Annotated in this window: 17 protein-coding genes; 9 read left to right on the top strand and 8 right to left on the bottom strand. The window is 72.3% G+C overall.

From position 1 onward, the window contains the following. The first annotated feature begins 53 nt into the window (after positions 1-53). On the top strand, positions 54-869 hold the full coding sequence (locus P5P86_RS15670) for a DeoR/GlpR family DNA-binding transcription regulator (protein ID WP_280608381.1): 816 nt from the start codon (positions 54-56) through the stop codon (positions 867-869). Here P5P86_RS15670 and P5P86_RS15665 read toward each other — a convergent pair. The 3 genes from P5P86_RS15665 to P5P86_RS15655 form a co-directional block, all read right to left on the bottom strand. Continuing rightward, positions 863-3037: a methyl-accepting chemotaxis protein gene (locus tag P5P86_RS15665; protein WP_280608380.1), complete on the bottom strand. Its 2175-nt coding sequence runs from the start codon at positions 3035-3037 to the stop codon at positions 863-865. The two genes, P5P86_RS15670 and P5P86_RS15665, sit on opposite strands and share 7 nt — an antisense overlap. 95 nt (positions 3038-3132) lie before the next feature. After that, positions 3133-4701, bottom strand: coding sequence for a GAF domain-containing protein (locus tag P5P86_RS15660; protein WP_348537904.1), 1569 nt, complete (start codon positions 4699-4701; stop codon positions 3133-3135). Positions 4702-4916: 215 nt separating this feature from the next. Further along, complete coding sequence (locus tag P5P86_RS15655; protein ID WP_280608379.1) at positions 4917-5684, bottom strand: IclR family transcriptional regulator; 768 nt, start codon at positions 5682-5684, stop codon at positions 4917-4919. A 125-nt stretch (positions 5685-5809) separates the two neighbouring features. Between P5P86_RS15655 and hutH the strand changes: the two genes are divergently transcribed. The 5 genes from hutH to hutI are packed head-to-tail and all read left to right on the top strand — an operon-like array spanning position 5810 to position 12779. After that, entirely contained in the window at positions 5810-7372 is a 1563-nt protein-coding gene (hutH, locus tag P5P86_RS15650) for a histidine ammonia-lyase (RefSeq protein WP_280608378.1), read from the top strand. Next, on the top strand, positions 7369-9045 hold the full coding sequence (gene hutU, locus P5P86_RS15645; protein ID WP_280608377.1) for a urocanate hydratase: 1677 nt from the start codon (positions 7369-7371) through the stop codon (positions 9043-9045). Before hutH ends, hutU begins: the two co-directional genes overlap by 4 nt. Positions 9046-9049: 4 nt before the next feature. After that, on the top strand, positions 9050-10258 hold the full coding sequence (locus tag P5P86_RS15640; RefSeq protein ID WP_280608376.1) for an allantoate amidohydrolase: 1209 nt from the start codon (positions 9050-9052) through the stop codon (positions 10256-10258). Beyond that, entirely contained in the window at positions 10255-11604 is a 1350-nt protein-coding gene (locus P5P86_RS15635) for a formimidoylglutamate deiminase (RefSeq protein WP_280608375.1), read from the top strand. The genes P5P86_RS15640 and P5P86_RS15635 overlap by 4 nt, the downstream gene beginning before the upstream one ends. Further along, positions 11601-12779 (top strand): imidazolonepropionase, encoded by a 1179-nt coding sequence (gene hutI / locus P5P86_RS15630; protein WP_280608374.1) that lies wholly within the window; start codon positions 11601-11603, stop codon positions 12777-12779. The genes P5P86_RS15635 and hutI overlap by 4 nt, the downstream gene beginning before the upstream one ends. A 91-nt stretch (positions 12780-12870) precedes the next feature. On the opposite strand, the gene gnd is transcribed toward hutI, so the two are convergent. Then, positions 12871-14337, bottom strand: coding sequence for an NADP-dependent phosphogluconate dehydrogenase (gnd, locus tag P5P86_RS15625; RefSeq protein WP_280608373.1), 1467 nt, complete (start codon positions 14335-14337; stop codon positions 12871-12873). A gap of 182 nt (positions 14338-14519) precedes the next feature. On the opposite strand from gnd, the gene P5P86_RS15620 reads away from it, so the two are divergent. Continuing rightward, on the top strand, positions 14520-14957 hold the full coding sequence (locus tag P5P86_RS15620) for an SRPBCC family protein (protein ID WP_280608372.1): 438 nt from the start codon (positions 14520-14522) through the stop codon (positions 14955-14957). A 106-nt stretch (positions 14958-15063) separates the two neighbouring features. On the opposite strand, the gene P5P86_RS15615 is transcribed toward P5P86_RS15620, so the two are convergent. Further along, complete coding sequence (locus P5P86_RS15615) at positions 15064-15717, bottom strand: NAD(P)H-binding protein (RefSeq protein WP_280608371.1); 654 nt, start codon at positions 15715-15717, stop codon at positions 15064-15066. Between the two features lie 74 nt (positions 15718-15791). Between P5P86_RS15615 and P5P86_RS15610 the strand changes: the two genes are divergently transcribed. Continuing rightward, positions 15792-16115: a hypothetical protein gene (locus P5P86_RS15610; RefSeq protein WP_280608370.1), complete on the top strand. Its 324-nt coding sequence runs from the start codon at positions 15792-15794 to the stop codon at positions 16113-16115. A gap of 72 nt (positions 16116-16187) precedes the next feature. After that, positions 16188-17375 carry an alcohol dehydrogenase catalytic domain-containing protein gene (locus P5P86_RS15605; RefSeq protein WP_280608369.1) on the top strand — a complete coding sequence of 396 codons (1188 nt, stop codon included), beginning with the start codon at positions 16188-16190 and terminating at the stop codon, positions 17373-17375. Positions 17376-17385: 10 nt separating this feature from the next. Here P5P86_RS15605 and P5P86_RS15600 read toward each other — a convergent pair whose 3' ends face one another. The 3 genes from P5P86_RS15600 to P5P86_RS15590 all read right to left on the bottom strand — a co-directional run bounded on the left by P5P86_RS15600 (position 17386) and on the right by P5P86_RS15590 (position 22179). Next, positions 17386-18144 (bottom strand): hypothetical protein, encoded by a 759-nt coding sequence (locus tag P5P86_RS15600; RefSeq protein WP_280608368.1) that lies wholly within the window; start codon positions 18142-18144, stop codon positions 17386-17388. A 28-nt stretch (positions 18145-18172) separates the two neighbouring features. Next, the gene (locus P5P86_RS15595) at positions 18173-20719 is read right to left on the bottom strand and encodes a putative bifunctional diguanylate cyclase/phosphodiesterase (protein WP_280608367.1); all 2547 of its coding nucleotides are present in this window, start codon (positions 20717-20719) and stop codon (positions 18173-18175) included. 107 nt (positions 20720-20826) lie between these two features. Beyond that, positions 20827-22179: a pyridoxal phosphate-dependent decarboxylase family protein gene (locus P5P86_RS15590; protein ID WP_280608366.1), complete on the bottom strand. Its 1353-nt coding sequence runs from the start codon at positions 22177-22179 to the stop codon at positions 20827-20829. Positions 22180-22236: the final 57 nt, after the last annotated feature.

Here is a 22236-nt window from a genome sequence, read left to right as displayed (position 1 = left end):
GCAAGATGACTTTCGCATTGACAACCGACCGGACGACGTTGAACGATGCCCGGGTGCCTGTGCCCGACCAGTCCTCCGCGGCCGAACGACGGGCGCGGATGCTCACCGCCATCGAGCAGCGCGGCTTCGTCCGGGTGATCGACCTGAGCCGTCAGTTCGGGGTCTCCGCCGTCACCGTCCGTGCGGATCTCGATGCCCTCGAGGCGGAGGCGCACGTACGCCGGGTGCGCGGCGGTGCGATGCCGGCCGCCGCCGTACCCGAGCTGCAGGAGCGGCCCTACGAGGCCGGCCTGGAGACGCTCGGTGAGGACAAGCGCTCGATCGCGGCGCGGGCGGTCGAGGAGGTCCGTTCGGGGATGAGCGTGCTGCTCGATGTCGGCACCACCACCGCGGCGGTGGCGCGCGAGCTGCTGCGGCGCGAGGATCTCGAGGACCTGACGGTGATCACGAACGGCCTGCGCATCGCCCTGCTCCTCGAGCCGGCGGTCCCGCGGTTGCAGGTGGTGGTCACCGGCGGGACGCTGCGTCCGTTGCAGCACTCGCTGGTGGCGCCGCTCGCGGACGGGCTGCTCGCACGGCTCCACACCGACCTCGCCCTGATCGGCTGCAACGGCGTCGACGCTCGTGCGGGCGTCACCAACATCAACCTGCCCGAGGCCGAGGTCAAGCGAGCGATGATCGCCGCCGCCGCGCGGACGGTCGTCGTGGCCGACGGGTCGAAGGTCGGCCGGATCCACCTCGGTCAGGTGGCGCGCGCCGGCGACGTCGATCTGCTCGTCACCACCGCGTCCGCGCCGGCCGAGGCGCTCGCCGAGCTGCGCGCCGTCGACGGGCTGCGGACAGTCGTGGTGTCGGGGTGGGGTCAGTAGCGGAAGGTGCTGACCAGCCGGTCCAGGGTGGTGGCCATCCCGGCCAGCTCCGCGGCTGCCGCGGAGGTCCCCGCCGCACCCTGCTGAGTCTCCGCGGCAGCCCCAGCAACCTTGGTGATATCCGCAGCGATCCCGTTCGCACCCGTCGCAGCCTCGGTCACCGAACGAGCGATCTCATTGGTCGTAGCAGTCTGCTCCTCCACCGCCGAGGCAATCGTCCCGGTGATGTCATTGATCTGCCCGATCACCGCCGTGATCTGAGTAATCGCCTCCACCGCATTGGTCGTATCACCCTGGATCGCCTCGATCCGACGCCCGATCTCCTCAGTCGCCTTCGCGGTCTCCCCAGCCAACTCCTTGACCTCGTTGGCCACCACCGCGAACCCCTTGCCCGCATCCCCAGCCCGAGCCGCCTCGATCGTGGCATTCAACGCCAACAAATTGGTCTGCTGCGCAATCGAGGTGATCACCTTGATCACCTGCCCGATCTCCGCACTGGAGACCCCCAAGGAATCGATCGTGCCCCGCGCCGTGGTCGCCACCTGCACCGCATCCGCAGCCACCGTCGAAGCATCAGTCGCGTTACGAGCGATCTCCCGGATCGAGGACGACATCTCCTCGGCCGCCGTGGCGACCGTGGCGATATTGACCGAGACCTGCTCCGCCGCCGCCGAGACATTCCCCGCCAGATCCGAGGCCTGCCCCGTCCCCCGCGTCATCTCCCCCGACACAGCCGTCAACTCCTCAGCCGCAGCCGCCATCGACGTCGAGGTCTGCCCGATCTGAGCGATGCTGCCCCGCAACGCCCCCGCCAACCGCCGCAACGCATCCGCAACCTGACCCAGACCATCCTCCCCCGAAACCTCCAACTCACCAGTCAGATCACCAGCGGCCAACCCCTGGGCATAGGTCAACATCACCGCCACCCGCTGCGCATCCTCACTGGCCTTCGCCGCGACCTGCGCAGCACGAGCCCGCTCCTGCTCCGCCGCCGCCAACTCCCGAGCCCGCTGCTCAGCCTGCGCCGCATCAGCCGCCGCCCGCTGCTCAGCCTCCACCGCAGCCTCACGATCCCGCCGCTCCGCCTCGACCCGGGCCTCCCCAGCCACCCGCTCAGCCTCCGCAGCAGCCCGCTCCTCGGCCTGCCGAGCCTCCAACTCAGCCCGCTCCACCGCAGCCCGCTGCTCAGCCACCAACCGAGCCTCCCGCTCAGCCTGCGCCACCGCAGCAGCCTCATCAGCAGCATCCAACGACGAGATCACCGCATCGATCGAGGTCGCGATCGACCCGATCTCATCAACATTGCGATGCACCACCCGCTTCGAACGATCACCCGAAGCAATCGCCCGCAACACCACCACCACACGACCCAACGGCCCCGCAATCGACCGAATGATCAACCACGCCACCACCAAGAACAACACCGCACCCACCAACGCCACCAACGCCAAACTCAACCGCAACGAGCTCAGCTTTCCGTCGATGCCGGCCGACCGGGCGTCCAGCACCTGGTTCGCGAGCTTCGACACCCGCTGGAACCCGTCGTCGACCTTGGTGTACATGGCGTTGCCGCCGATCATCGCCGTCCGCGCCGACGCCAGGGTGTGGCCGGCCTGCAGCTGCGCGACCGCCTTGACCTCGATGTCGTCGTGGTAGGCGACGACGAGCTTCTTCAGCGACTGCAGTCCCGCGACCATCGCCGCGGCGTCGTCACCGGGGGTGGTCTGGGCGGCGGCGATCGCCGCGTCGAGGTGCTGGGTGGTCGCCGCGTAGTCGCTGGCGAGGTCGTCGATCATCTCCGCGACGGTGCCCGGCGACTCGGACTCGATCGGGGTCGCGCTCAGTGACGATTGGACGTCGTCGTCGCTGGAGACCCAGGTCGTGTACCCGGCACTCATCTCGGTCATCGCCTTGGTGGTGGCGGTGTTCTCCCGGACGGCGCCGATCGAGGGACCGACCCGCAGGAGTCCGATCGCCGACATGATCAGGAACACCGCGATGGCGATCGCGGCCATCGCCCACAGCTTCTGCTTGATCGTCACCGTGGTGAGGAGGCCACCCGCGCCGCGCCGTCGTGGGCCCTCCGACCCCTCGGGGCGCCGCTCGAGCCGGTCGGTCGGGGGCGTGGTCGGGCGCTCGGTCTCGCGCTCGAAGGCCAGCGTGGCCATGAGGGTCCTCCATCGGGTGTCCAGGGATTGCTCCTGGCTATCGGCCGCTCAGCGCCGGAGCGGAGCCAGTACGGCGTCGATCACACCCGGAGTCCTCAGGCCAGGATCGCCCTGGTCACCGCCGCCTGCTCGGCGAGCACCCCGCTGATGCTCTGCTGGGTCTGGTTGATCTCCTGGACCGAGGAGTCGATCCGGCGCAGCGAGTCGATCAGGCGGGTCACCTGGGACTGGATGGTGGAGACGTTGTGCTCGACGGTCGTCGTCGCCGCGGCGGTCTGGGAGGCCAGCTGCTTGACCTCGCCGGCGACGACGGCGAAGCCACGACCGGCGTCGCCCGCACGCGCCGCCTCGATGGTGGCGTTGAGCGCGAGCAGGTTGGTCTGCGAGGCGATCGTCTGGATGACCTTGACGATGTCGCCGATCTGCGCGCTCGCCACGCGCAGGTCCGCGATGTCCTGGTTGGCGCCGCCGACCAGGGCGCCACCCTGCTGGGCGACCGAGGTCGCCGCGACGACGTGCCGCTCGACCTCCTCGATCGAGAGGACGAGCTCCTGGCCGGCCCGGGAGAGGCGGCCGGCCGCCTCGAAGCGCTCGATGACCTGGCCGAGCAGGACGGCTGTGCTGCGCAGGGCGCTGCGGCGGCCCTCGGAGAGGACCAGGGTCCGGGTGGCGAAGAAGTCCATCGTGCCGACCACCTGGCCGCGCACGATGATCGGCAGGCAGACCCCCGACTTCACGCCGGCCCGGCCGGCGGCCGGCGCCCGGACGCAGTCGGTGAGCTCGGCGAGGTCGGGCACGAAGACCAGGTCGCGTGCCTTCCAGGCGCGGCCGGAGAGACCCACGCCCTCGACGAACGAGGCCGTCTGGGTGACCCGGCGGAACTCCTCGTTGACGCTGCCGGACTCCTGGACGAAGTGCAGCGCACGGTCACGGTCGTCGATGCGCCAGTACGACGCGTAGTCCCAGCCGAAGTCGCGCCGGATCGTCTCCAGCGCGAGCGACATCCCGTGCTCGGCACTGGTCGCCTGCGAGATCTCCTGCAGCACCGTGGTGACGGCGGCGATGTCCTGGGCGGAACGCTCCTGATCGGCACTGCTGGCGAGCCGGTCGATCGTCTGGGACACCAGGGTGCCGACGGTGCGCAGCGCGGCCAGGCGCTCCTGCGAGGGCTCGAGGCGCTCGGTGGTGAAGAAGTCCATCGTGCCGGCCACCTCGCCGGCGACGACGATCGGCATGCAGATGCCGCTGCGGACGCCGGCCCGTTGGGCGGCGGGCGCCCGGACGCAGTCGGTGAGCTGGCCGAGGTCGGCCACGAAGATCAGGTCGCGCGCACGCCAGGCCCGGCCGGAGAGGCCGATGCCCTCGGCGAACGAGGCGGCGCGCGTGACGCGGCGGAACTCCTCCCCGGCGTCGCCGGACTCCTGGGCGAACACCAGGGCGCGATCCTTCTCGCTCAGCGTCCAGTACGACGCGTAGGCCCACCCGAACTGCTCGCGGACGGTCCGCAGCGTCGTGTCGACGGCCTCGTCCACCGTCCGCGCGCCTCGCAGGGCCTCGACGACCGCGGTGATGGCCCAGGTGTTCTGGCGTGCCTCGGCGACGGTGGCATCCTCCGTCGGCTCGGTGAAGGACCGCGGGCTCGGTACTGCCAGGTTGACGCTCACTGTGCTCCTCGGGGGATTGCCTGGGGGAAAGCCGCGACCGGGCCGCGACGTGCCGTTCGGGCTCGTCGCGACGATCACTTCGTGAGCGTGCTTCTTGGGTACCGGTGCCGAGTCACGCGAAGACTGTGGGAAGACCTCGTCGAGGTAAGTCGGGCGTGTGCGGGTAGCAGGTGGCCGATCGGCCGGGTCGGCAAACGTGTGAGTCGTTTCAAGATTCAACGATCCGGGTGCTCCCGGGTGCGCGATCCCAGCCGCTGGCTCAGTGATCGGGCGCAACGCGCCAGCTCGTCCGGGTGGGGAGGGCCGGCGACATCGGTCGGGTAGGTGACCGCGAGCCCGGCGACAGGATGGTCGTTGTGGTCGAGCACCGGCATCGCGATGCTTGCCATCCCGAGGGTCACCTCGCCGTCCTCGACGGCGAACCCGCGGCGGCGCTGCTCGGCGAGTACGGCGCGCAGCGCGCTGGGGGACTGCGGGCCCCGGCCGGTGCGGTCGGCGAACGCGGCCCGATCCGGGTAGAGCGCCCGCACCTGGCTCGCGGGCAGGCCGCCGAGGATGGCCCGGCCGCTCGCGGTCAGGTGGGCCGGCAGCCGCACGCCGACGTCGGTCACCAGGGGCGGGCGACCGGGCGCGCGCTCCTCGACGACGTACAGGACGTCCCGGCCGTGCAGGACGGCGAGGTGCGCGCTGTGCCCGATCATGTCGACCAGCTGGGCGAGTGGCCGACGGGCGATCCGCTGCAGCGGTGCCTGACGGATGTAACCGCTGCCCGCCTCGAACGCCGCGACGCCGAGGCCGTACCGCCGCTCGTCGGCGAGATGCACGACGAAGCCCTCCTCGATCATCGCGTTGACCAGGTGGTACGCCGTGCTCCGCGGCAGCTCGCACGCCCGCATCAGCGCCTCGAGGGGGACCGGGTCGGCCTGGGTGGCGAGGAACCGCAGCACGCGCAGCGCCCGCGTCGCGGCCGGGACCTGACTCATGGGTCCGAGGGTGCCACGGTCGGAGCCGCCGGTCTCGGATCCCAGACAGTCCTTTGTCTCGGATACGAGACGGCAAGGCCTCTTCGGCTCTGGTGCCACGCCGGCGACGGGCATGGAATGTCAGCATGGTCGAACACATCACCGTCGGCGTCGGGCCGCTCGCGATCGCCGACGTCGTGGCGGTCGCCCGCCGAGGCGCCACCGTCGAGCTGAGCGCCGAGGCCCTCACCGCGATCGACGCCGCCCGCACCGTCGTCGACGCTCTCGCCGCCTCCGCCACGCCGGTCTACGGCGTCTCCACCGGGTTCGGCGCCCTCGCCACCCGGCACATCCCCGGGGACCTGCGCGCCCAGCTGCAGCGCTCGTTGGTGCGCTCGCACGCCGCCGGCTCGGGTCCGGCCGTCGAGCGCGAGGTCGTCCGCGCCCTCATGCTGCTGCGGCTCTCCACGCTGGCCACGGGCCGGACCGGCGTACGACGGGCGACAGCGGAGCTGATGGCGGCGCTCCTCTCGGCCGGCATCACCCCGGTGGTCCACGAGTATGGTTCCCTCGGCTGCTCCGGCGACCTCGCCCCGCTGGCCCACTGCGCGCTGGTCCTGATGGGGGAGGGCGAGGTGCTCGACGCCGGGGGCACGCGCCTGCCGGCCGCCCAGGCCCTGGCAGCGGCGGGTCTGGCACCGGTCGAGCTGGCCGAGAAGGAGGGGCTCGCGCTGATCAACGGCACCGACGGCATGCTCGGCATGCTGGCGCTGGCGATCGACGACCTGACCGAGCTGCTCAAGGTCGCCGACGTCACGGCCGCGATGTCGGTGGAGGGTCAGCTCGGCACCGACCGGGTGTTCGCGCCCGAGCTGCAGGCGATCCGTCCCCACCCCGGCCAAGCGGCCTCCGCTGCCAACCTGACGGCGCTGCTGCGCGACTCGGGGGTGGTGGCCTCCCACCGCGGCCCGGACTGCCACCGCGTCCAGGACGCCTACTCGCTGCGCTGCTCGCCGCAGGTGCACGGCGCCGCCCGCGACACGCTCGCCCACGCCGTCGCCGTCGCCGGACGCGAGCTCGCCGCTGCGATCGACAACCCGGTGGTGCTGGTCCCGACAGGGTCGGACGAAGCCGGCCGGGTCGAGTCCAACGGCAACTTCCACGGTGCGCCGATCGCCTACGTGCTGGACTTCCTGGCGATCGTGGCCGCCGACGTCGCCTCGATCGCCGAGCGGCGTACCGATCGCTTCCTCGACACCGCGCGCAGCCACGGCCTGCCGCCGTTCCTGGCCGACGACCCCGGCGTGGACTCCGGCCTGATGATCGCCCAGTACACCCAGGCCGCGATCGTCTCCGAGCTCAAGCGGCTGGCCCATCCCGCGTCGGTCGACTCCATCCCCAGCAGCGCGATGCAGGAGGACCACGTCTCGATGGGCTGGTCGGCGGCGCGCAAGCTCCGCCGGTCGGTCGACGGCCTCGCCCGGGTGTTGGGCATCGAGCTGATGACGGCGGCCCGGGCGCTCGACCTGCGCCGTCCGCTCGAGCCGTCGCCCGCGACGGGCGCCGTCGTCGCGCTGCTGCGCGGGGCCGGCGTCGCCGGTCCCGGGCCCGACCGCTTCCTCGCCCCCGACATCGACACCGCCTACCAGCTCGTCGTGGACCGCCGGGTGACGGCCGCCGCCACGAGCGTGATCGGAGAGCTCGCATGACCACCTCGACAGGCTCCACGAACCAGCGACTGCCCATCCACGCGGCCACCGGCTCGGACCTGAGCGCGAAGTCGTGGCAGACCGAGGCACCCCTGCGGATGCTGATGAACAACCTCGACCCCGAGGTCGCCGAGCGCCCCGAGGACCTCGTCGTCTACGGCGGCACCGGCAGGGCGGCCCGCAGCTGGGAGGCGTACGACGCGCTCGTGCGCACCCTGCGCGACCTCGAGCCCGACGAGACCATGCTGGTGCAGAGCGGCAAGCCGGTCGGCGTGATGCGCACCCACGAGTGGGCACCGCGCGTCCTGATCGCCAACTCCAACCTGGTCGGCGACTGGGCGAACTGGGAGGAGTTCCGCCGGCTGGAGGAGCTCGGCCTGACGATGTACGGCCAGATGACGGCCGGCTCGTGGATCTACATCGGCACCCAGGGCATCCTCCAGGGCACGTTCGAGACGTTCGCCGCCGTCGCCGACAAGAGGTTCGGCGGCACGCTGGCCGGCACCATCACCGTGACCGCGGGGCTGGGTGGCATGGGTGGTGCCCAGCCGCTGGCGGTGACCATGAACGACGGCGTGGCGATCTGCGTCGACGTCGACGAGTCCCGGATCACCCGCCGCATCGAGCACCGCTACCTCGACGTACGGGCCGACTCGCTCGACCACGCCCTGGCGCTGGCCACCGAGGCCCGGGACGCCCGCCGCGGCCTGTCGATCGGGCTGCTCGGCAACGCCGCCGAGGTCCTCCCCGAGCTGCTGGCGCGCCGCGCCCCGATCGACATCGTCACCGACCAGACCTCGGCCCACGACCCGTTGTCCTACCTGCCGGCGGGGGTGCCGTTCGAGGAGTGGCACGAGCGGGCCGCCAGCGACCCGGAGGCGTTCACGCAACAGGCCCGCGCCTCGATGGCCGCTCACGTGCGGGCGATGGTGGAGTTCCAGGACGCCGGCGCCGAGGTCTTCGACTACGGCAACTCGATCCGCGACGAGGCTCGCAAGGGCGGCTACGACCGGGCGTTCGAGTTCCCCGGGTTCGTGCCGGCGTACATCCGCCCGCTGTTCTGCGAGGGCAAGGGCCCCTTCCGGTGGGCGGCGCTGTCGGGCGATCCCGAGGACATCCGCAGGACCGACGAGGCGATCCTCGAGCTCTTCGGTGACAACGAGCGCCTGTGCAGGTGGATCACCATGGCGCAGGAGCGCGTCCACTTCCAGGGCCTGCCGGCGCGGATCTGCTGGCTCGGGTACGGCGAGCGCCATCTCGCCGGCCTGAGGTTCAACGAGATGGTGCGCAACGGCGAGCTCAAGGCGCCGATCGTGATCGGCCGCGACCACCTCGACTGCGGGTCCGTGGCCTCGCCGTACCGGGAGACCGAGGCGATGCTGGACGGCTCCGACGCGATCGCCGACTGGGCGCTCCTGAACGCGCTGGTCAACACCGCCTCCGGCGCGACGTGGGTCTCGATCCATCATGGCGGCGGCGTCGGGATGGGCCGCTCGATCCACGCAGGCCAGGTCTGCGTCGCCGACGGCACCGACCTGGCAGCGCAGAAGATCGAGCGGGTGCTGACCAACGACCCGGGGATGGGCGTGATCAGGCATGTCGACGCCGGCTACGACCGGGCCGCCGAGGTCGCGGCCGAGCGAGGTGTCCGGATCCCGGTCAGGGAGGGGTGACCCGATGGCGGACTTCGAGGGGATGTGGCGTGACCTCGCCCCCGTCGGGCGCTCGGCGTCCTCGGGCGGGTACTTCCGCCAGCCCTGGCTCTCCGCGGAGCTCGAGCTTCGCGCGTGGTTCCGCGAGGCGGCGGCCGAGCGCGGGCTCGACCTCGAGGAGGACCCGTTCGGGAACCTGGTCGCATGGTGGCACCCGGCAGCGAGGGACACCGGTGCCGACCGGGTGCTGACCGGATCGCACCTCGACTCGGTGCTCGACGGCGGCGCGTTCGACGGGCCGCTGGGGGTCGTGTCGGCCTTCGCGGCGATCGACCTGCTGCGGGAGCGTGGCGTGCTGCCGGCGCGGTCGCTCGGGGTGGCGGCGTTCGTCGAGGAGGAGGGCTCGCGCTTCGGCCGTGCCTGCCTCGGCTCCCGGCTCGCGGTCGGCACCGCCTCCTGGGACGACGCCCGCGAGCTCACCGACCGCGACGGCGTCCGGCTGGGCGACGTGGTCGAGGGCGCCGCGGACGGCGCTCGCTCGACGCTGCTCGACGGTGTCGGCAGCTATGTCGAGCTCCACGTCGAGCAGGGCCGTGGCCTGGTCGATCGCGACGCGGCGGTCGGGGTCGGTGGTGGCATCTGGCCGCACGGCCGCTTCCGGTACGACGTCGCAGGTCGCGCCGACCATGCCGGCACCACCCGGATGGAGGATCGCGCCGACCCCATGCTGACCTATGCGATGACGGTGCTGGCGGCGAACAAGCAGGCCCGGCTGACCGGCGCTCGGAGCACCTTCGGGCGGGTCGAGGTCCGTCCGAACGGCACCAACGCGGTGCCCTCCCACGTCACCGCCTGGCTCGATGCCCGCGCGGAGTCCGACGAGGCGCTGGCCGCCCTGGTCGCAGGGATCGAGCGCCAAGCCGTCGACCGGGCCGAGCGGGACGGCACCTCGCTCACCGTCACCGCGGAGTCGGTCAGCCGCGCCGTGACCTTCGACGTACGGCTCCGGGACCGGGTGGCCACCGCCCTGGCTCCGGGAGGGACCGCGCCGGTCCTGCCGACGCAGGCGGGCCACGACGCCGGCGTCCTGCAGGAAGCGGGGCTGCCCTCGGCGATGCTCTTCGTGCGCAACCCGACCGGCGTCTCGCACGCGCCGCAGGAGACGGCCGCGACGGCCGACTGCCTCGCCGGCGTGCAGGCGCTCGCCGACGTGCTCGCCGGGCTCGTCCGGTGAGCCGTTACGTGCTCGAGCGCGCCTGGGTGGGCGGCCGGGTGCGTGACGGCGTCGTGGTGGAGGTCGAGCAGGGCCGGTTCACCCGGGTCGTCCCCGACGCGGCGCCTGAGCAGAGCACGGGCGCCGTCCGGGTGGACGGCCTGAGCCTGCCCGGCTTCGCCAACACCCACAGCCACGCCTTCCATCGCGCCCTGCGCGGTCGCACCCAGGCCGACCGCGGCACCTTCTGGACCTGGCGCGAGCGGATGTACGCCGTGGCCGAGTGGCTCGACCCCGACTCCTACCGGCGGTTGGCCCGCGCGGTCTTCGGGGAGATGGTGGCCGCCGGCTACACCGCAGTGGGGGAGTTCCACTACCTGCACCACCAGGGTGACGGCACCCCCTACGCCGACCCGAACGCGATGGGTGAGGCGCTCCTGGCGGCGGCCCGCGACGCCGGCATCAGGATCACGCTGCTCGACACGCTCTACCTCTCCAGCGGGTTCGGCGCGTCGCCCCAGGGTGTCCAGCGACGCTTCAGCGACGGCAGCACGCAGGCCTGGCAGGACCGGGTCGAGGCCCTACGCGCCTCCCTCGATGCCCGAGCCGCCCCGGACGTGCGGCTGGGGGTCGCCGCCCACTCGGTGCGAGCCGTCCCCCGCGCCGCGCTGCAGGCCTTCGCGCCGTACGTCGCAGCGGGCGTGCCGGTGCACGTCCACGTCTCCGAGCAGGTCAGGGAGAACGAGGACTGCCGGGCGGCGTACGGCCTGACGCCCACCGGCCTGCTCGCCGAGCACGGCATGCTGGGACCGATGACCAGCGTCGTGCACGCCACCCACCTGACGGCCACCGACGTCCGGCTGCTCGGGGAGGCGGGTGTGTTCGCCTCCTTCTGCCCGACCACCGAGCGCGACCTCGCCGACGGGATCGGGCCCAGTCGCGAGCTGCGGGAGGCCGGCGCCGTGATCACGCTCGGCTCGGACAGCCACGCGGTGATCGACGCCTTCGAGGAGATGCGCGCGCTGGAGCTCGACGAGCGCCTGGCCACCCGCGAGCGCGGCCACTGGAGCGCCGCCGAGCTGCTGTGCGCCGCCACGGTCGACGGACACCGCAGCCTCGGCTTCGACGACGCCGGTGAGATAGCGGTCGGACGGCGCGCCGATCTGGTGACGGTCGACCCTGACTCGCCGCGGACCGCCGGCACGGGCGGCGACGAGCACGGCGCCGTGTTCGCTGCCGGTGCCGCCGACGTCGTCGGGGTGATGATCGAGGGCCGGATCGTGTTCGACGGCGACCATCGCGCGGTCGGGGCGGCCCTGGGCGAGGCGATCGGGGCGATCGAGAGGATCGGGGCGATCGGGGCATGAGCGAGGACCACCGCACCCTGCTGATCACCGGCATCGGCGAGCTGGTCACCAACGACCCGGCCGCGGAGGACCTGCTCGGGATCCGCGCCGGCGCCGCGCTCGTCGTCGAGGACGGCCTGATCGCCTGGATCGGCGACGCCGCCCGGGCGCCGGCCGCCGACGCGGTCGTCGACGCCGGCGGACGTGCCGTGCTGCCCGGCTTCGTGGACAGCCACAGCCACCTGGTCTTCGCGGGGGACCGGGCGGCCGAGTTCGCGGCGCGGATGACCGGCGAGCACTACTCCGCCGGTGGCATCCGCACCACCGTCGCTGCCACCCGGGCCGCGAGCGACGACGAGCTCGCGGCGGGCGTGGCGCGGCACGTCGGCGAGATGCGCCGGCAGGGCACCACCACCGTGGAGATCAAGTCCGGCTACGGGCTCACCGTCGCCGACGAGGAGCGCTCGCTGCGGATCGCGCGACGGCTCACCTCCGAGACCACCTTCCTCGGGGCGCACGTGGTGCCGCCGGAGTACGCCGAGGACCCCGCGGCCTACGTCGAGCTCGTCACCGGGCCGATGCTGGCGGCCGCGGCGCCGTACGCGACCTGGATCGACGCGTTCTGCGAGCGCGGTGCGTTCGACGCCGACCAGGCCCGCACGGTGCTCCGGGCGGGCGCCGCGGCCGGGCTGCGCGGGCGGCTGCATGCCAACCAGCTCGGGCCGGGTCCGGGCGCGCTGCTGGCCGCCGAGCTGGGGCTGGTGGCCGTCGACCACTGCACCCACCTCGGCGACGAGGACGTCCATGCGCTCCGGGAGGCCGGCACCATCGCCACGCTGCTGCCCGGCGTGGAGTTCTCCACCCGGCAGCCGTATCCGGATGCGCGCCGCCTGCTCGACGCCGGCGTACGGGTAGCGCTCGCCAGCGACTGCAACCCCGGCTCGTGCTACACCAGCTCGCTGCCGCTGTGCATCGCCCTCGCCGTCCGGGAGATGGGGATGAGTCCGGCCGAGGCCGTGTACGCGGCCACCGCCGGGGGTGCTGCGGCGCTGGGCCGGTCCGACGTCGGAGCGCTGGTGCCCGGAGCGCGCGCCGACCTCGTCCTGCTAAACGCGCCCAGCCACGTGCACCTGGCCTACCGGCCCGGGGTACCGCTGGTGCAGAGCGTCTGGGTCGGCGGCCGCGCTCAGCTGTAACGCGGTGTCCGGCACTGTTCTGCGGTGCTGCGACACCGCGGAACAGAGCCGGACACCGCGTTACAAGGCGATGTCGTGACCCGATGCCGCCTCAGTGGGTCGACGGCTCGGTCTTCACCTCCCGGCGGTCCTCGGACCACATCGTGTGGAAGGTGCCCTCCTTGTCCACACGCTGGTAGGTGTGCGCCCCGAAGAAGTCGCGCTGCCCCTGGATCAGGGCCGCGGGCAGCCGCTCGGAGGCCAGCGAGTCGAAGTACGACAGCGCGGAGGAGAACCCCGGAGCAGGTACGCCGGAGGCCGCCGCGATCCCGACGATGCGACGCCACGCGGCCTCGCCCTCCGCCACCGCGTCGGCGAAATAGGGGTCGGCGAGCAGCGACTCGAGCTCCGGGTTCTTCGCGTACGCCTCCACGATCCGGTTGAGGAACTGTGCGCGGATGATGCAGCCGGCGCGCCAGATCTTCGCGATGGCGCCCAGGTCGATGTCCCAGTCGAACTCCTTCGCCCCGGCCACGATCAGGTCGAAGCCCTGGGCATAGGCGACCACCTTGGAGGCGTAGAGGGCGGCGCGGACGTCGTCCTCGAAGCCCTCGGGCGCCTCGACGGGCTCCGGGCGGGTCTTCACGCTGGCTCGCACTGCCGCGCGCTGGGTGGGCTTGCTCGAGACGGCGCGGGCGAAGACGGCCTCGCCGATGCCGGAGACGGGGATGCCGAGGCCCACCGCGTTCTGGACCGTCCACACGCCCGTGCCCTTGGAACCCGCCGCGTCGAGGATCACGTCCACCAGTGGCTTGTGCGTCTCCGCGTCGGTCTGGGAGAGCACCTCGGCGGTGATCTCGATGAGGTAGGACTGCAGGTCGCCGTCGTTCCAGGACCGGAAGACGTCGACCAGCTCGGTCACGTCGTGGCGACCCACCCGGCGCAGCAGGTCGTAGGCCTCGGCGATCAGCTGCATGTCGGCGTACTCGATGCCGTTGTGCACCATCTTGACGAAGTGGCCGGCGCCGTCGGTGCCGACGTGGGTCACGCACGGCTCGCCCTCGGCCACCGCGGCGATCGAGCGCAGGATCGGACCGAGCGTCTCCCACGCCTCGGCGGAGCCGCCCGGCATGATCGACGGCCCGTGCAGCGCGCCCTCCTCGCCGCCGGAGATGCCGGTGCCGACGAAGTTGAGCCCGCGCTCGCGCAGCTCCCGCTCACGCCGGATGGTGTCGTGGAAGTTGGCGTTGCCGCCGTCGACGATGATGTCGCCCGGCTCGAACCGGTCGGCCAGCTGCTCGATGACCGCGTCGGTGCCCTTGCCGGCCTGCACCATGATGATCGCGGTGCGCGGCGTGCGCAGGGAGGCGACGAAGTCGTCGATGGACTCCGAGGCGACGAAGCCGAGGTCGCCGTGCTCGTTCATCAGCTCCTCGGTGCGGGCGTAGGTGCGGTTGTAGACGGCGACGGTGTTGCCCTCCCGCGAGGCCAGGTTCCGGGCCAGGTTGGACCCCATCACCGCCAGCCCGACCACGCCGATGTTCGCCTGACCGCCCGTGCCGTTCGTCTTCTCCGCCATGTCGCAGCTCTTCTCGTGCTCGGTGTTCGGCGACGCGGCCCGCCGGCCTGGAGGGATGCCCCTCGCCTCGCCCTTCTCCTCCAGCGTTGCAGAGCGGGCGCCGGGAATCCATGGTCGGCCGCTCGCAGCCGGTACGGCGAGCCCGGCCGACTGAACTGCGCCCCGTGCGGTCACTGGTGGGCATGACCACCGTGAGCCGCACCTTCACCGTCGAGCCGTCCCCGTCCGTCGTGATCGCCTACCTCCAGGACTTCGGCAACGCCGAGCAGTGGGACCCGGGAACCGAGCGGTGCACCCGCCTCGACTCCGGTCCGGTCCGGGTGGGGAGCCGGTGGCACAACGTGTCCAAGATCGCGGGCATGACCACCGAGCTGGACTACGAGCTCACCGAGCTGGCGGGGGACCGGATCGTCTTCGTCGGCCGCAACGACTCCGCTACCTCGACCGACACCATCACGGTGGCGCCGCACGGGACCGGCAGCGAGGTCACCTACGAGGCGGTCATCGAGATGAAGGGCGCGGCCAAGCTGGCGGCGCCGCTGGTGAAGCTGGTCTTCGAGAAGATCGGCAGCGACACCGAGGAGGACCTGACCAACGTCCTCAACGGGTTGGTGGGCTGAACCGCTGTCGGGCGGTTGTGACCCCTGGGGGTCACAACCGCACGATGTCGGGCAAAGCATCGCCCCCCAACCTGCGGTTCTGACCCCTGGGGGTCACAACCATCGCTCAGCCCCGCAGCGCCTCGGCGATCGGCGTCGCGCCGTTGCGGAACCCGATGGTGCGACCCACCGTGCTGTCGTCGGCCAGGGTGGCCGCCACGACGGCAGCGACGTCGGCACGGCTCACCGAGGTGTCGCCGTCGTCGTCGGCGGTGATCACGTCGATCCGGCCGGTCGGCTCGTCGAGGGTCAGACGGCCCGGGCCGAGCACGGTGAAGGCGAGCGAGGTCGAGCGCAGGTGGTCGTCGGCTGCCGCCTTCGCCTCGGCGTAGGCGAAGAACGAGTCGTCCGGGGGTACGCCGTGGTCGTGCCGTGCCCCGAGATAGGACACCATCACGTAGCGCTGCACGGCAGCCGCGACGGCAGCATCCATGCTGCGGATCGCCGCGTCCCTGTCCACGGCGTACGTGCGCGCGGCATCGCCGCCGCCGGCGCCCGCCGACCAGACCACCGCGTCGTGTCCGCGGAGGAGGTCGGCGAGGCCCTCCACGTCGAGCGTCTCCACGTCGGCCACCACCGGGTGTGCGCCGGTCGCCGCGACCTCGGCCTCCTGTGCCGGGTTGCGGAACACGCTGGTGACCTCGTCACCGCGCTCGACCAGCAGCGGCGCCAACCGCAGGGCCACCTTGCCGTGCCCACCCAGGACCAGGATCTTCGCCATGCTTCCTCACTCTCGTGTCGTCGCTCGTGCCGTCCCCTCCTGGCGACGGTAGCCCGTTCGCCTAGGCTCGGCGGATGAGCCGGTCGGAGCGGACCCCCGACGGTCACCACGTCGTGATCGACGGGCGGAAGTGGCGCGCCACGGACCCCGAGATCCCCGCTCAGCGTCGCGATGAGCTCACCCGCGTCCTGATGGCGTGGCGGCGCGAGGTGCGCCGTACGAAGGGGACCGCCGCCGAGGGGGCCGCCCGCCGGGGCGTGCAGGCCGCGAAGGTCGCCCTCGGCGAGCGCGGCACCCCCTGGTGGGAGCAGTCCCGAGCGGAGCGGCAGGAGAGGTGGAGCGCACCCGTGCCGGCGCCCGGCGAGCGGCCGGCCGGACCCGATCCGACGCCGAGCTGAGCAGCGCCGAGCGGTGGTGATCCCGGCGTCGGGTACCGGACCGGCGACAGACGTCCCACACGAGGAGCGCAGATGCGAGCAGTGACCTGGCAGGGCCCGAAGCAGATCAGCGTCGAGCAGGTGCCGGACCCGACGATCGACCAACCCACCGACGCGATCATCCGCGTCACCACGACCGGGCTGTGCGGCTCCGACCTGCACCTCTACGAGCCGCTCTCGCCGTTCATGACGCCGGGCGACATCGTCGGCCACGAGCCGATGGGCATCGTCGAGGAGGTGGGACCCGGCGTGACCAACCTCCAGCGCGGCGACCGTGTCGTGATCCCGTTCAACGTCAGCTGCGGCGACTGCTGGATGTGCGGCCAGGGCCTGCAGAGCCAGTGCGAGACCACCCAGAACCGGGAGCACGGCACCGGCGCGAGCCTGCTGGGCTACAGCATGCTCTACGGCCAGGTGCCCGGCGGCCAGGCGGAGTTCCTGCGGGTTCCCTACGCCTCCTACGGTGCGATCAAGGTGCCCGAGGGCCCCTCCGACGACCGGTTCGTGTTCCTCTCCGACGTGCTGCCCACCGCCTGGCAGGCCGTCGAGTACGCCGGGGTCTCGGGCTCCGACCAGACGCTGCTCGTGATGGGTGCCGGCCCGATCGGGGACATGGCCGCCCGGATCGCTCTGCACCGCGGCGTTAACGTGATCGTCGCCGACCGGGTGGCCGAACGGCTCGCCCGGGTCGCCGCCCGCGGCGCCGAGGTGATCAACGTGGACGAGGTCGGCAAGGACTTCGCCGACGAGGTCCGCGCCCGCACCCACGGCCGCGGTGCCGACGCGGTGATCGACGCCGTCGGGATGGAGGCGCACGGCTCGCCGTTCGTCGAGATGACCCAGAAGGTCGTCGGGCTGCTGCCCGACGCGATCGCGCAGCCGTTCATGAAGAAGGCCGGGATCGATCGGCTCGCCGCGCTCACAGCCGCCTTCGAGGCCGTACGTCGCGGCGGGACCGTGTCGATCTCCGGCGTCTACGGCGGTGCCGTGGATCCGATCCCGATGATGCAGCTGTTCGACAAGCAGGTGCAGCTGCGGATGGGGCAGGCCAACGTCCGCCGGTGGAGCGACGACATCCTCAAGCTGCTCGAGCAGGACGAGGACGTCCTCGGGGTGGAGTCGTTCGCGACCCATCACCTGTCCCTGGACGAGGCGCCGCAGGCCTACGCCGACTTCCGGGCCAAGAAGGACGGCATGGTCAAGGTCGTCTTCAACCCGTGAGGGGGAGCGGTCAGCGCCGGGTCGGGCTGACCGGTCCGCGTCGGGGCGTCGGCACGACGGTGTCGTCGCCCCCGGCCACCTCGGTGCCGGCGGCCGCGCGCGATCGCCAGGTCCAGTCGGTCGGCAGGGTGATGCCGTCCAGGCCGATCGCCTGATAGATCAGCCGGTAGGCCTCGGGGTTGCTGCGCCGCTGCTGGTCGAACATCCGGTGGAGGTTTGCCCACAGCGGGATGCTGTTCGGCGAGCCGAGATACTCACCCTCGCCGGTGCCCGGCAGCACGTTGGGGTGCAGCCCGGAGGCGGAGAGCAGCCGGCGGGGCCGGGCGTCCATGATCATCACGATCGACTCGATGCCGTTGGCCAGGGCGGCGGTGACGATGCCGTGGTAGAGCGCGGCCGAGCACAGCGTCGTGCGGCCGGGCGCGCGCCGTACGGCGATGGTCGCGACGTCCCAGGTCCGGTCGGGGTCGATGCCGGCGGCGCGGGCCGAGCGGATGCCGTCCACGCCCCAGGGCGGCCGGGCGGTGTCGTTGAGCGTCTTGAGGCCGGCGGGGCCGGGCGCGATGAAGCGCGTGGTCGCCAACGCCCAGCCGTTCTCGTCGAGCACCGTCATGAAGCCGGTCTGGGCGTCGTAGGCGCCGTACTCCCGCTCGAACTCCTCGGCGGTGTTGCCGTAGGTGCTGAGGAACACTTGGGCCTCGCAGGCCAAGGCTGCTTCGAGCTCGTCTCCGACCGGGTCGAGGACGAAGCGCAGAGGTGTGCCGGTCATCCAGATCTCCCTGTCTCGGATCGCCACGTCACGGTAGTGCATCTCCGGGTGGGTCCGTCGGCGGATGCGAGGACTGCCGCCCGATGCGCACCCGGGTGGAGCGCGACGGTGCGGGCGTCAGCGGATGGGAGAGCGCCTCCGGGCCGGTGTCCTCGCAACCGTCGGCGTGCTCCTGGGTCGTCCGGGGGCTGTCGGTGTACTCGGGGGCGTCCGGGATGTCCTGGGAGTGCTCGGCGTCCTCGGCGTCCTCGGCGTCCTCGGCGTCACCCGGCCCCGCGGCGCCGGCGGCCCACTCCCGCACCCACCGCTCCACCTCGGCGGCCGGCATCGGCCGGGAGAGGTGGTAGCCCTGGAGGCTGTCGACACCCATCGCGACGAGCGTGGCCAGGTCGGTGGCGTTCTCCACGCCCTCGGCGACGATGCGCATGTCGAGGGCGTGCGCGAGCTGGATCGTGGAGGCGACGATCATCCGGCTCCGGTCGTCGGTGGAGACGTCGTGGACCAGCGACCGATCGACCTTCAGCTCCTGCACCGGCAGGTTGCGCAGGTAGGTGAGCGAGGAGAACCCGGTGCCGTAGTCGTCGATGGAGACCTGGATCCCGTGCTCGCGCACCTCGAGCAGGATGTCGCGGGCGCGCTGGGGATCGGCCAGGAACGAGTCCTCGGTGACCTCCAGGACCAGCCGGTCGGCGGGCACGTCCCACTCCCGCAGGGCGTGGTAGAGGCGAGGGAGGAAGGTCTGGCTGAGCAGCTCGGGGGGAGCGCAGTTGATGGCCAGGCGCAGGTCCAGCCCGGCCGCCAGCAGCCGGTGCAGGTCGCGGACCGCCTGCCAGGCGATCGCGTCCGACAGCAGACCCATCAGGCCGACCCGGCGTGCGGCCGGCAGGAAGGCGATCGGGCTGAGCAGGCCCTGGGTCGGATGCCGCCACCGCACCAGCGCCTCCAGGGCGTGGACCTGCATCGTGGTGGTGTCGACCTGCGGCTGGTACCAGACCTCGATCTGCTCGTCGGCGATCCCGCGGCGCAGGTCCTCGGCGAGCTCGAGCCGGGACCGGGAGAACTCGTCGAGGTGGGCGTCGTAGAGTGCCGCGCCGGCGCGCGAGCTCTTCGCCTGGTACATCGCGACGTCGGCGCGCCGGAGCACCTCGCCGCTGTCGGTGTCACTGTCCTTGACCACCGTGATCCCGATCGAGCCGGCCGGGGAGATCTCGATCCCGTCGACCATGATCGGCTCGGCCAGCTCGCGCAGCACCCGGTGGGCCGTCTCGACCAGGGCGATCTCGTCCACCGTCTCCAGCAGGATCGCGAACTCGTCGCCGCCGAGGCGGGCCACCAGGCCGTCGCCCGCGACGGCCTCCTGCATGCGCACCGCGACGAACGTCAACACCACGTCGCCCGCGTGGTGCCCCAGGGCGTCGTTGATCTCCTTGAACCCGTCCAGGTCCAGCAGCATCAGGCTCAACGGGCGCCGCTCGGCCAGGCACCGGGTCAGGTGGGCCCGGACCGCCCGGCGGTTGGGCAGCTTGGTCAGGTCGTCGGTCTGCGAGAGCGCGAACGCCTCGGTGGCCCGGTTGGCGTCGCGCAGCGCGAGCACCATCCGCGCCCCGACGGCTGCCAGGGTCACGACAGCGGGCGGCACGGTGTAGAAGGCGAGGGTGTCGTCGGGCCGGATCGTGAGGACGGCCAGGGCGACCGCCCCCGCTGTCACCAGCAGGCGGGTGCCGGCCAGCTTCGGGATCGTGCGCAGCACGCGCTGCTCGGGACGGCAGGCCGCCGCGACCAGCAGGGCCCAGGCACCGCCCCACAGCGCGTTGCTGGTGTTGCCGAAGTCGTAGGTCGGGGCCGAGACCTGCAGGGCGAAGCCCGAGTCCGCGCAGGCGAGCAGCACGAACGCGGCGCCGAGCATCAGCGACTTGCGCTGGTCAGTGCGGGTCTGCAGCAGCGCCTGGCCGAGCACCACCATCGACAGCGCGAGGTCGGCGAGCGGGTACATCAGCGCGAGCAGCAGCGGCAGCCCCTCCTCGCCCGAGGCCAGCTTGATCGGTGTTACCAGCAGGAGCGAGGCCAGGCACGACATCGCGCCGCAGATCACCGCCACGTCGAGCCAGCTGCGGGTCAGGCGGCTCTGCTTCCTGTCCACGTCGAGGATCAGGTAGCCGACCAGGCCCAGGTAGGAGGCCAGGAAGAGCCATTCGCCGGGCGCTGGGAAGTTCTGCTGCTCCTCCAGGCTCGCCGCATTGACCACCAGCGAGCCCAGCGACCAGACCGTCACCGTGACCGCCAGCATCAGCAGCGGGATCCGGCGGGTGGGATAGAGGCGGGCGGCCAGGACCAGCCGGACCACCAGGAGCGGGAAGAAGGCCGTCAGCGTCGTCAGCAGGATCGCCTGCGCGGTCTGGTACGACGCCGTCTCGGCGATCTGGTTGGCAGCCAGGCCGCCGACCAGCACCACCCAGGAGAGCCGGCCGATGGTGCGGTGCGCGGCGGCGGTGCGCCGGCGCGTGCCGGCGACCGTGCCGGACGCGGGATGCGTGCTCGGCACGGAGGTCTCGGTCTCCTTGGCGCGGCGCTCCATGTGTCCCCTTACCCAGAGCTGGCGTCTTGTCGGCATTTCGGTTGCCGGTGCGTCGGTCGACGACCCGGTCGGTGCGGTGGCCCGGCGCTCGGTCCGGCGGCGGTCGTTCAGGGCAGATCGTCCTTCAGGCTCATCAGGAGCAGGTCGACATCGGTGGCCGTCGTGCGCGGGTTGACGAAGCAGAGTCGCAGCACCGGCTCGTCGCCGAAGGTGGTCGGCGTGACCAGCCCGAGGCCGCTGCGGCGCGCCGCCTGCGACCACTGCTCGTACTCGGCCGCACCCCATCCCGTACGGCGGAACAGCACCACCGACAGCTGCGGCGCGGTGGCCAGCTCCAGCGTCGGGCTGGCCTCGATCTGCTTGGCGGCGTAGCCGGCGGTCGTGAGGCATTGCTCGACAGCGTCGACGTACGCGTCGGTGCCGTTGGCCAGCAGGGAGGCCCACAGCGGCAGCCCCCGCGCGCGCCGGGTCAGGTGCACGGCGTAGTCGGCCGGGTTGTCCGCGGCCTCGTGGGCCGCCTCGAGGTACTCGGCCCGCTGGCGGTGGGCCGCGCGGGCACGGTGGGGATCGCGGTAGAGGATCGCCGCACACTCGTAGGGCGTGAAGAGCCACTTGTGCGGATCGATCGTGATGGAGTCGGCGCGCTCGATGCCGGCGAACGCCTCGCGATGGCAGGGCGAGAGCATGGCTGCGCCCCCGTAGGCGGCGTCGACGTGCAGCCAGACCTCCCGCTCGGCGCAGAGGGCCGCGATCTCGGCCAGCGCGTCCACCGCGCCGGTGTTCGTGGCACCGGCACTCGCGACCACGGCGACGACGTCGTCGGGGTCGTGCGCGTCGAGGACCGGAGCGAGATCGGCGGCGCGCAGCCGGCCGTCGGCCGTACCGGCCGGCACGACCTCGCATCCCATGATCGCGGCGGCGGCTCGCACCGAGGCGTGCGCCGAGGCGGACATCACGATGACGCCGGGCGGCGCGCCCGCCGCCGTACGGCGCCCGTGCCGGGCCGCGACAAGGGCGCTGAGGTTCGCCAGCGAGCCGCCGCTGACGAACGCTCCGTGCGCCTCGGCGGGGTAGCCGAGGAACGCGCACAGCCACCCGAGAGCCGCCCGCTCGGCCGTCACGACCGTCCCCGCCTCCAGCTCGCTGCCGCCGTACACCGATGCCGCCGAGAGGGCCGCGTCGGTCAGGACCGCGGCAGGCGTGGGAGCGCCCCCGACGAAGGCGAGGTAGCGCGGGTGGTCGGTGGCGAAGGCCGTGGGCAGGACGGCGTCGCGGACCCAGGCCCACGCCGCGTCGGTACCGATGCCCTCGCTCGCCAGCGCGGGCAGCGGCTCGGCTCCCGTCCCGGGCTCGCCGGCGCGGCCGTACGCAGGCACGGCTGAGGGATCGGACAACCGCGCGGCCGTCCACGCAGCGATGTCGTTGAGCGCTTCGCGATCCTGCGCGACGAACTCGTGCACATCGGCCTATCGGCACTCTCGGGGCAGGCCTGAGCCGTTCTATGCCGACCCGTCACC

Source organism: Nocardioides sp. BP30, assembly GCF_029873215.1.
In the GTDB taxonomy this organism is placed as follows: domain Bacteria; phylum Actinomycetota; class Actinomycetes; order Propionibacteriales; family Nocardioidaceae; genus Nocardioides.
This window is presented reverse-complemented; position numbering and strand designations above follow the sequence as displayed.

Excerpts from the sequence above, each read along its gene's own strand:
- P5P86_RS15600 (WP_280608368.1), bottom strand. The coding sequence starts at position 18,144 with ATGACCGGCACACCTCTGCGCTTCGTCCTCGACCCGGTCGGAGACGAG.
- P5P86_RS15605 (WP_280608369.1), top strand. The coding sequence starts at position 16,188 with ATGCGAGCAGTGACCTGGCAGGGCCCGAAGCAGATCAGCGTCGAGCAG.
- gnd (WP_280608373.1), bottom strand. The coding sequence starts at position 14,337 with ATGGCGGAGAAGACGAACGGCACGGGCGGTCAGGCGAACATCGGCGTG.
- P5P86_RS15595 (WP_280608367.1), bottom strand. The coding sequence starts at position 20,719 with ATGGAGCGCCGCGCCAAGGAGACCGAGACCTCCGTGCCGAGCACGCAT.
- P5P86_RS15640 (WP_280608376.1), top strand. The coding sequence starts at position 9,050 with ATGGCGGACTTCGAGGGGATGTGGCGTGACCTCGCCCCCGTCGGGCGC.
- P5P86_RS15665 (WP_280608380.1), bottom strand. The coding sequence starts at position 3,037 with ATGGCCACGCTGGCCTTCGAGCGCGAGACCGAGCGCCCGACCACGCCC.
- hutU (WP_280608377.1), top strand. The coding sequence starts at position 7,369 with ATGACCACCTCGACAGGCTCCACGAACCAGCGACTGCCCATCCACGCG.
- P5P86_RS15610 (WP_280608370.1), top strand. The coding sequence starts at position 15,792 with ATGAGCCGGTCGGAGCGGACCCCCGACGGTCACCACGTCGTGATCGAC.
- P5P86_RS15655 (WP_280608379.1), bottom strand. The coding sequence starts at position 5,684 with ATGAGTCAGGTCCCGGCCGCGACGCGGGCGCTGCGCGTGCTGCGGTTC.
- hutI (WP_280608374.1), top strand. The coding sequence starts at position 11,601 with ATGAGCGAGGACCACCGCACCCTGCTGATCACCGGCATCGGCGAGCTG.
- hutH (WP_280608378.1), top strand. The coding sequence starts at position 5,810 with ATGGTCGAACACATCACCGTCGGCGTCGGGCCGCTCGCGATCGCCGAC.
- P5P86_RS15615 (WP_280608371.1), bottom strand. The coding sequence starts at position 15,717 with ATGGCGAAGATCCTGGTCCTGGGTGGGCACGGCAAGGTGGCCCTGCGG.
- P5P86_RS15620 (WP_280608372.1), top strand. The coding sequence starts at position 14,520 with ATGACCACCGTGAGCCGCACCTTCACCGTCGAGCCGTCCCCGTCCGTC.